This window comes from Arthrobacter sp., assembly GCF_030540645.1.
Classification (GTDB): Bacteria; Actinomycetota; Actinomycetes; order Actinomycetales; family Micrococcaceae; genus Specibacter.
On the sequence record NZ_JAUNVV010000066.1, the window covers coordinates 3,249 to 11,576 of the forward strand.

Sequence of the window (8,328 nt, forward strand, 5' to 3'; positions counted from 1 at the left end):
CCGGCCATTCTTGTACCTGCAGCACGTTAGTCCGTGGGGGTTCCTTCCGGCACTCGGATCATACCTTCCTGGGCAACGGAGGCCACCAGCACGCCGTCGCGGTTGAAGAAGCGGCCCATGTTCAGCCCGCGTGCTTCCGAGGCGCTGGGGGATTCGGCGACGTAGAGCAGCCAGTCGTCCACCTGCAGCGGCCGGTGCCACCACATGGCGTGGTCCAAGCTGGCCACACTGATTCCGCGTGTCGCCCAGGCAACCCCGTGACGGCGTAGCGACGGTTCCAGCAGCGTGTAGTCACTGGCATAGGCCAGCGCCGCACGGTGCAAATTCTGGTCGGTCGGCATGGGACCCAGCGTCTTCAGCCACACAGCCTGGTGCGCAACATGCTCACCCTTGACGTCAAAGTAGATGTTGGGGCCAACGTGGCGGATGTCGAACGGACGCTCGTACGCCCAGGCCTGCGCCACCGGGTGGTCGATGCCTCCCAGCAGTTGCGCCGAGGTGGGCAGCGTCTCCGGATCCGGAATGCCTGCGGGCATCGTGTCCTGATGTTCAATGCCGCTGTCCGGCCGCTGGAAGGATGCGATCATGGACAGGATCGGCACGCCGCCCTGGTAGGCGTGGGTGCGGCGGGCCGAGAACGACCGTCCGTCGCGTAGCCGCTGCACCCCGAACGTCAGCGGGGCAGCAGCATCCCCCGGGCGCAGAAAATAGCCGTGCATGGAGTGGACCAAATGGTCCTCTTCCACCGTGCGGGTGGCTGCCACCAGCGACTGCGCAAGCACCTGGCCGCCAAAAAGTCGGGGCTGGGGCGCGGCAGGGTCGCCTAGCCCCACAAAAACGTCCTCGTCCGTCTGGGCGCCGCCCGCGTCGGACAGCTCCAAGATTCGCAGCAGGGATTCCATCGGGTCAGCTTTAGGACGCGTCGCATTCATAAACGTGACTCTATGTGTCGCAACGCCCCGGCGACAAATGGACCACACGACATGAATCCGGCAACTGCGCTGCGCCGTCCTGTGACGTTGCCGACGTTGATTGGTGGCACCACCTGCGGCTTTGGCATGATGAAAGCATGGCTCCTGGCATCCGCATCACCCAACAAATCCGCTTTGGCGACATTGACTCCTACAACCACGTCAACAATGTTGTCTATCTGCAATACCTTGAGGATGCCCGTGTTCAGCTGACGTACGCCGAACTGCCCGGTGGCGGCACGTTCCAGGACCTGGTTGGCGAGGACTTGTTCACCCTGGTGGGTCGCAACGAAATTGAGTATTTGGCCCCGATCAGCTTCCGGCCGACACCTATTGCCGTGAACATCTGGGTCACCCACATTGGCGGATCCAGCTTCGACTTCGGCTACACCGTCACCGAATCCGACGACTCCATCACGTTCGCGCAGGCAGAAACCTCCATGGTGCTGGTCTCACGCACCACCGGCCGCCCCGTCCGACTCACCGAAGCGCAGCGGGCCGCCCTGAACGCGTGGCGCGGGGACCCCGTGCCGTTCAAACGCGGCGCCAACCGCCCAGCCACCAAAACCACACCCGCCACCGCAGAAGGAAGCCACTGATGTCCACCGCCACGCATACCGAAGAACTGCTCCTGGAAGACGCCGGAACCGTCGCCGACCTGCGCACCTTTGTGACCCGGGCCCGTGCCGCGGACGACGGCGCCATCCGCCTTCAGGGGGCCGGGCACGTCCTCGCCGCCTACGTGTGCGTCATGCGCGCCAAGCTTTTGGGGGAGGGAACCCCCACGATCCTTGGGCTGCGCACCATGGCGCTCGGGACGCCGTCGGACATTGACGTGACGGTGTCCCTGGCCTCGGTGGCCGACCGCCTGGCCCACATGGATGCCGACGACACCAGGCTGCCCATCCCGCCCATGACCGTCAATGAATCCTGGGCGGCCGTCACGGCCCCGCGCGGTGCGTGGGAGGAGCTGGGTTCCGTTTCCGCCGAGACGCTCATCGATGCCGCCAAGACCGGGGTGCAGGAGATTGGCCAGATCATCCCCGTCAATCCCGGCGCCTTGATCGTCAACAACGCCCGCGCCGCCGTGTGGGGACGGGAAATGGACGGCGTTCCCGGCTCGATTCCCGGCGGGGCAGCCTTCGCCGCCTACGCCCTCGGCTTTGTGGCACCGGGGGAGACCGGAACGATTTTCCGCTCGCACAAATGGTTGCGTATCACCACGGGGCGCGGACATATCCTGGTCCGGCCCAAGGCGGTGCTCTAAGCTCCCGTGTGATTCACCGTCTCCCATGGGGGAGCGGGCGACAGCTCAGCCCCGGGGTTCGGAGGCCGCGTTCACCAGTGAATGCGCGGCCCGCTCTAGATAATCCCACAGCGTGGCCTCGTGCATGGGCGAGAGCTCCACGGCGTCCACGCCCTTGCGCATGGCGGCCAGCCAGCGGTCGCGCGCCTCGGGGGTGATGGGGAACGGCACGTGGCGCATGCGCAGGCGCGGGTGGCCGCGCTCCTCAAGGTAGGTTCGCGGCCCGCCCCAATACTGCTCCATGAACATCAGCATGCGGTGCTCGGCCGGCCCCAAATCCTCTTCCACGTACATGGCGCGCAGCAGCGGATCGGCGGCGATGCCCTGATAGAACACGTGGATGAGCTTCTTGAACGTCTCGTGCCCGCCAATCTGACTGTAGAACGTGTCGGAGTAATCAACGGGTTCATCGCCAGCAGCCGGGCTGGAGGTCGAAGGCAGCGGCCGTCCCACCTTCGTGGGAATCGGCAGCATTGTCGCCAACGGCTCGCCAAAGCGTGACGGGATCGGGGTCCCTTTCACCGCATTCTCGCCAGCATTATTCTCGGCTGCGTCATTTTGGGCCGGACCGTTGGCGAAGGGGGAGGAGGGGTTGTGCTCGTGGTTCATGGCTGTGCTTTCTACGCTTTCTACTCTGCCGTCTCGGCGGGTTCGTTGCTGGTTGAAACGTTCGACGCCGGTGTGCTTGCGGCGGGTGCCTGAGGCGCCTGGGGCTCTGGCGCATCTGGCTGCGGTGGCACATAGTTGCCTTTGGACCGGTTTCCCAAGCGCAGTATTTCACCGTTGCGCAGGTACCACACGGTGCCGTCTTCGGCCAGCACCCGGGTGATGCGCAGGCCAAGGTATTCCACCGTGCCCACCACCTCACTGGTCACGATCACGTCGCCGATCCCGTACTGGTCCTCGAAGGTGATGAAGATGCCCGCAAGGAAATCCCGAATGAGCTGTTGGCAGCCGAAACCGATGGCAATGCCCACCACGCCCACGCTGGCCAGCAGAGGGGCGATGTTGATATTGAAGGCGAGCAGGATGTAAAAACCCGTCACTAGTGCCACTGTGCCGGTCAGTGCCGAGTTCAGCAGTGAGCCGATGGTGCGGGCGCGCAGGACGCGGCGTTCGTTGTCCAAAGCACGCATCATGGGGTCCATGTTGCGCAGCATGGGTGCGGCCCAACGTAGTGAGGCATGGTTCAGCGGTGTGCGTTGGATGCTGGCGCGCTTGACGAACAGGCGGATGCCGTAGTGGCACACCAGCCACATCACCAAGCCAATGGCCAGAGCCACGCCAGCTTGGGTCACACTGCGCCAAAATCCTTCGTCAAAGCCGTCAAAGATCAATAGTGCTTGCACGCGTGGCTTACCTTGCATCGCTCGGGGAAGGGAACTGGGAACTTCATCTCAACCCTAGCGCGGTCAGCGCAGCAGATCAGTCCTGCGTGGGCTCCAACACTCCAGGCTCGTGGTGAACGGGGAAGTTTACGCTTCTGGCAATGAAGCATTTGCTGGCTGCTTCTGCATGCAGCGTCAGTGCCAGAGCCTGCATTGTCGGGTCTGAGACATAGATTTTGGGATGCAGGGTGACGGATTCGAATTGACCGCTCCCATCGGTATTGAGGAGCAGTGTCCCGGTGGCCGTGTCCTCATATTTGGTCACGACCACACCGTGATTCACGGCCACGTGCAGGTAGGAGAGCATATGGCATTGGGACAAAGCCGTAACGAGCAGCTGTTCCGGGTTCCACCGGTCCCAGTCGCCGTGAAACGTTTTGTCGGCTGAACCCAGCAGCATGGGCAGACCTACGGCCGTGACGCTGTGGTCACGGCCGTAGGCCTTGTACCCGGACGTTCCGGTTCCCCGGTTGCCGGTCCAAAATATGTTGACTTCGTAGTGGTGCTCATTGCGTCCCATGAGGCTAATGATAAGGGGCGCGGGGACTCACTTGCAGGATCAGGTATTACCTACAGCCAGCGGAGGAACGGCTGCAGGGATGCTGCATAGCCGAGTTCGTAACCCGTGGCGGTGGGGTGGAACGCGAATGGGCTCTGTCCTCCTAAAGCTGTTGGGTAGTTTATCCAGGATCCCTCTGATGGCACCGCATGGCCGGAGAAGCGGTAGGCCACCGGTACGAACGCCACGCGGTTGGACAGGGCAGTCACAGCCAGGATGCCATTGAGCAGGTCCGCGGCTCCGTTGAGGACCTTGGCGCCTTCGACCTGGGTAGGTGTGAAGGGGGGTACCAGCATGTTTTGCGGCTCAAAGAGGCGCGGGTAGCCGAGGTAGAGGATCTTTGCGTGCGGGGCCTTGGCCTTGATGGCCTTGAGCATCGTGGTCGCGTTCCTGGGCACCTGCTTCATGAGTTTGATGGAGTCGGCCACAGCTGACTTGCACGCGTCCAAGGGAGCAGCCAAGCACGTTCCCACGGCCGTGGTCCAGGCGACGTCGTTGCCGCCGGCCGTGATGGTGATCAGCTTCGTGTCGGGCGAAAGTTGTGGCACCTCAAACTCGGTGACCTGAGTGGTGGTGAAACCGGCGCAAGCAATGTTCGTCAAGTTGGCACCAAGTTGAGTGGCGATGTCATTGGCGTAGCCGCCAACGCTCCGCCCGCAATCTCCCTCGCCGCCAGCACCCGAACCGGCCGAGTAGGAGTCTCCCATGACGGTGTAGTTCAGTGTGCTCTGATCTGGATACGACGGGCCGGAGTGTCCCCAGGAAGTCTGAGTTTGGGCGATGGCCGGGGCTCCGGCCATGCCTGCAACGAGGCCCAGTGACAAAAGTGTCACGGCGCCTGCACGGGCAGCAATCCCCTTAAAGTGATGAGTAAACATGACCTCAAGATACCCCTGACGCCGGGGCCTTACTAGCGTAAAATGTAGTCAATTCTCCCGGGCGCCTGCCGCGTTGCGAGCCGCGTTCGGTCGGGCAAAAATCAGCAAAAAACGGGCGTTTCCCGGCCACCGAGTGGCAGGGAAACGCCCGTTGCAGACTACAGGGCTTAGTTGGCGGACTGCCGGTCGGCTGCCTGTGCGGCCAAGGCACGCACCACGCCGTCGCGGGATTCCACGAGTAGGCGGCGCAGTGCGGGGAACTCCGCCCCAAGCGTTGCCAGGAACTTGTCGGTCGCCTCCACCGTTGCCGTAGAGACAAGCTGCGAGGGGTAGAGCCCGGTGATAATGGTGGAGCTCGTCTCGTACGACTTCTCCTCCCACACCCCCAGAATCGCGGCAAAGTACTTCTCCACGTACGGCTCCAGCAGCGAGGTGTCCCAGACCCTGCCGAAACCGTCGATCGCCGCACGCTGCACCGCATTGGCACCATCCCCACGCACGACGACGGACTGCCACGTTCCAGCCTTGGCGTCAGCAGTCGGAACGGCAGCATGCGCCGTGGCAGCAGCGAGCTGTCCGGTCTGGGTGTTGTCCAAAGCCAGTGCCGCGTCAATGGCGGCGCCGTCGGCCCGGCCGCCAGCAACCAGGGACGTCAGCAGTTCCCAGCGCATGTCCGTGTCCACAGCCAGCGAATCAAGAACCACCGTGCCGTCCAGCAGGGCCTGCACAGCGTCAAGCTGGGAGGGGCTTTGGGCGTGGGAGGCAAAGGCCTTCGTGAACTGCAGCTGTGCATCGGATCCGGGGGCAGCAGCCTGTGCCAGTTCCCACAGTGAATCTGCGGCGGCAACGGACGTGGCCTTTTCGTGTTCCGCGGCCACGTAGAAACGCAGTGCCGTGGTGAGCTGGCGCAGCAGCACCATGATCACGGTGGAGTCCGTTTCGTGCCCAATGATGCCCAGCACAAAGTCCACGTACTCGCGGGCCGGGGTTTCGCCGTCGCGCATGGCATCCCAGATCGAGGCCGCAGCAATGGTGCGCGGCAGCAATTCCTTGAAGTCCTGTACATGTGCCTTGGCCGTGGCCAGCGAGACCTCGTCGAGGCGGATCTTGGCGTAGGCGAGGTCGTCGTCGTTAAGCAGTACCAGGGCCGGACGGGTGAGGCCCACCAGCTCCGGAACTTCGGTCACGGCGCCGTGGACGTCAAGCTCCACCCGGTGTGTGCGGACCAGCTTGCCCGCATCGTCGCCGTCGGTGGCCAGGTTGTAGAAGCCCACCGCCATCCGGTGCGGGCGCAGTACCGGGTGCTCGGCCACGGCCGACTGGACGATCGAGAATGAGGTGATGGCGCCGTCGTCCGCCACTTCAATGGAGGGCTTGAGCGTGTTCACGCCGGCCGTCTCCAGCCACTTCTCCGTCCAGGCGGACAGGTCGCGGCCGCTGGCAGCCTCAAGCTCCACCATGAGGTCCGGCAGCTCCGTGTTGGACCAGGCGTGCTTGGCGAAGTAGGCGCGCACGCCGGCCATGAACTCCTCCTGGCCCACCCAGGCCACGAGCTGGCGCAGCACGGAGGCACCCTTGGCGTACGTGATGCCGTCAAAGTTGACGAGCACGTCCTCCAAATCGTTGATCTCGGCCTTGATCGGGTGGGTGGAGGGCAGCTGGTCCTGGCGGTAGGCCCAGCTCTTCTCCAGCGAGGAGAACGTGGTCCAGGAGTCCACATACTTCGTGTTCTCGGCGGCGGCCAGGGTGGACATGAACTCGGCGAACGACTCATTGAGCCACAGGTCATTCCACCAGCGCATGGTCACCAGATCGCCGAACCACATGTGGGCGAGCTCGTGCATGATGGTGATGGCGCGGCGTTCCACCATGGCGTCGGTGACCTTGGAGCGGAACACGTAGCTCTCCAGGAACGTGACCGCGCCGGCGTTTTCCATGGCCCCGGCGTTGAACTCGGGCACAAAGAGCTGGTCGTACTTCGGGAACGGGTACGGGGTGCCGAACTGCTTCTCAAAGAACTCGAAGCCCTGCCGGGTCAGCTCAAACACGTTCTCCGCATCAAGGTATTCCATAAGCGATTTCCGTGCGAACACTGCCAGCGGCACCGTGCGGCCGTCTGAACTCGTCAGTTCGCTGCGCACACAGCCGTACGGGCCGGCGATCAGCGCGGTGATGTAGCTGGAGATCTTCAGCGTCGGCTCAAAGTGCCACGTCGACTTGCCTGCACCGGCGGCAACCGGCTCCGGCGTGGGGGAGTTGGAAATGACCTCCCAATAATCCGGCGCCGTCACGTGGAAGGCGAACGTTGCCTTCTGGTCCGGCTGCTCAAAGACCGGGAACATGCGGCGGGAATCCGGCACCTCGAACTGGCTGTACAGGTACGCCTCACCGTCCACGGGATCCACAAAGCGGTGCAGGCCCTCGCCGGTGTTCATGAAGACCGCGTCGGCCTTGATGGTGAGCACGTTCTCTTTGGCGAGGCGGGGCAGGGAGATGCGGACGCCGTCGGACACTTCCTTGGGGTCAAGTTCCTCACCGTTGAGGGTGACTTGGTGGACGTCGGCCGTCACGGCATCAATGAACGACGACGACCCCTCCTTCGCGCTGAACCGCACCGTGGTGGTGGTGGCGAACGTGGCCTCCGAGGTGGTCAGGTCCAGGGCCACGTCATAGCTGGAAACAGTCAGTGTGGCCGAACGCTCAATGGCTTCGGCGCGGGTCAAATTCATACCAGGCAAGGTGTGCTGCCTTCCGTTCGGGGTTGAGTGGAACAGGGCCGCGGACGATGCTTGTGGCTGTTGCGCGGCGGTGAAACGATTCTTCCACGTTACCTCCCGCCCGCCCGGGCTGTAAGTGGCAGTGTTCTCTGCGGGCCAAAGCTGGGCTTTTCCGGAGCCGGAACACGGGAAGGTTGTGCCCCGCAAGTTGCTGGGGCAGGGTTGGAGGAAAGCGGCGTGGATTTGCGTTCGTGCACGTGCGGGCGATGTGGGAAGTGGGAGTTCATGGGGGAGCAGATGCGCAGTGCCGAGGAAGAAGCGCGGTACAACCGGCGGTGGCTGATCGGGCTCGTTGTGGGACCGCTGCTGCTGGGTGCCCTGGCCGCGGCCTGGATGTTCAGCGTCGCAGGCAGGTTGCCGGCCGAGCTGGCCTCGCACTGGAACAGCAAAAACGAGGTCGACGGTTACATGTCACTCACGGGGACGGCGCTGATGGCGTTCGCCATGGG

At 63.6% G+C, this 8,328-nt stretch carries 9 protein-coding genes; 3 read left to right on the top strand and 6 right to left on the bottom strand.

What is annotated here, in order from left to right:
• Positions 1 to 26 precede the first annotated feature (26 nt).
• Positions 27 to 932, bottom strand: coding sequence for an acyl-CoA thioesterase II (locus tag Q4P21_RS12010; protein WP_303389004.1), 906 nt, complete (start codon positions 930 to 932; stop codon positions 27 to 29).
• 137 nt (positions 933 to 1,069) lie between these two features.
• Here Q4P21_RS12010 and Q4P21_RS12015 point away from each other — a divergent pair, with 137 nt between their 5' ends.
• Complete coding sequence (locus tag Q4P21_RS12015; protein ID WP_303389005.1) at positions 1,070 to 1,570, top strand: thioesterase family protein; 501 nt, start codon at positions 1,070 to 1,072, stop codon at positions 1,568 to 1,570.
• Positions 1,570 to 2,238, top strand: coding sequence for a hypothetical protein (locus tag Q4P21_RS12020; RefSeq protein ID WP_303389006.1), 669 nt, complete (start codon positions 1,570 to 1,572; stop codon positions 2,236 to 2,238). Before Q4P21_RS12015 ends, Q4P21_RS12020 begins: the two co-directional genes overlap by 1 nt.
• Positions 2,239 to 2,283: 45 nt before the next feature.
• Here Q4P21_RS12020 and Q4P21_RS12025 read toward each other — a convergent pair whose 3' ends face one another.
• The 5 genes from Q4P21_RS12025 to pepN all read right to left on the bottom strand — a co-directional run bounded on the left by Q4P21_RS12025 (position 2,284) and on the right by pepN (position 7,831).
• Positions 2,284 to 2,751, bottom strand: coding sequence for a globin (locus Q4P21_RS12025; RefSeq protein ID WP_303389019.1), 468 nt, complete (start codon positions 2,749 to 2,751; stop codon positions 2,284 to 2,286).
• A 155-nt stretch (positions 2,752 to 2,906) separates the two neighbouring features.
• Positions 2,907 to 3,626: a mechanosensitive ion channel family protein gene (locus Q4P21_RS12030; protein WP_303389007.1), complete on the bottom strand. Its 720-nt coding sequence runs from the start codon at positions 3,624 to 3,626 to the stop codon at positions 2,907 to 2,909.
• A 76-nt stretch (positions 3,627 to 3,702) separates the two neighbouring features.
• On the bottom strand, positions 3,703 to 4,185 hold the full coding sequence (locus Q4P21_RS12035; protein ID WP_207344784.1) for an OsmC family protein: 483 nt from the start codon (positions 4,183 to 4,185) through the stop codon (positions 3,703 to 3,705).
• A gap of 50 nt (positions 4,186 to 4,235) precedes the next feature.
• On the bottom strand, positions 4,236 to 5,102 hold the full coding sequence (locus Q4P21_RS12040; protein WP_303389008.1) for an SGNH/GDSL hydrolase family protein: 867 nt from the start codon (positions 5,100 to 5,102) through the stop codon (positions 4,236 to 4,238).
• Positions 5,103 to 5,269: 167 nt separating this feature from the next.
• Positions 5,270 to 7,831 carry an aminopeptidase N gene (pepN, locus tag Q4P21_RS12045; protein WP_303389009.1) on the bottom strand — a complete coding sequence of 854 codons (2,562 nt, stop codon included), beginning with the start codon at positions 7,829 to 7,831 and terminating at the stop codon, positions 5,270 to 5,272.
• A gap of 273 nt (positions 7,832 to 8,104) precedes the next feature.
• Here pepN and Q4P21_RS12050 point away from each other — a divergent pair.
• Positions 8,105 to 8,328 (top strand): DUF1648 domain-containing protein (locus Q4P21_RS12050; RefSeq protein WP_303389010.1); only part of this gene is annotated, 224 nt, incomplete at its 3' end.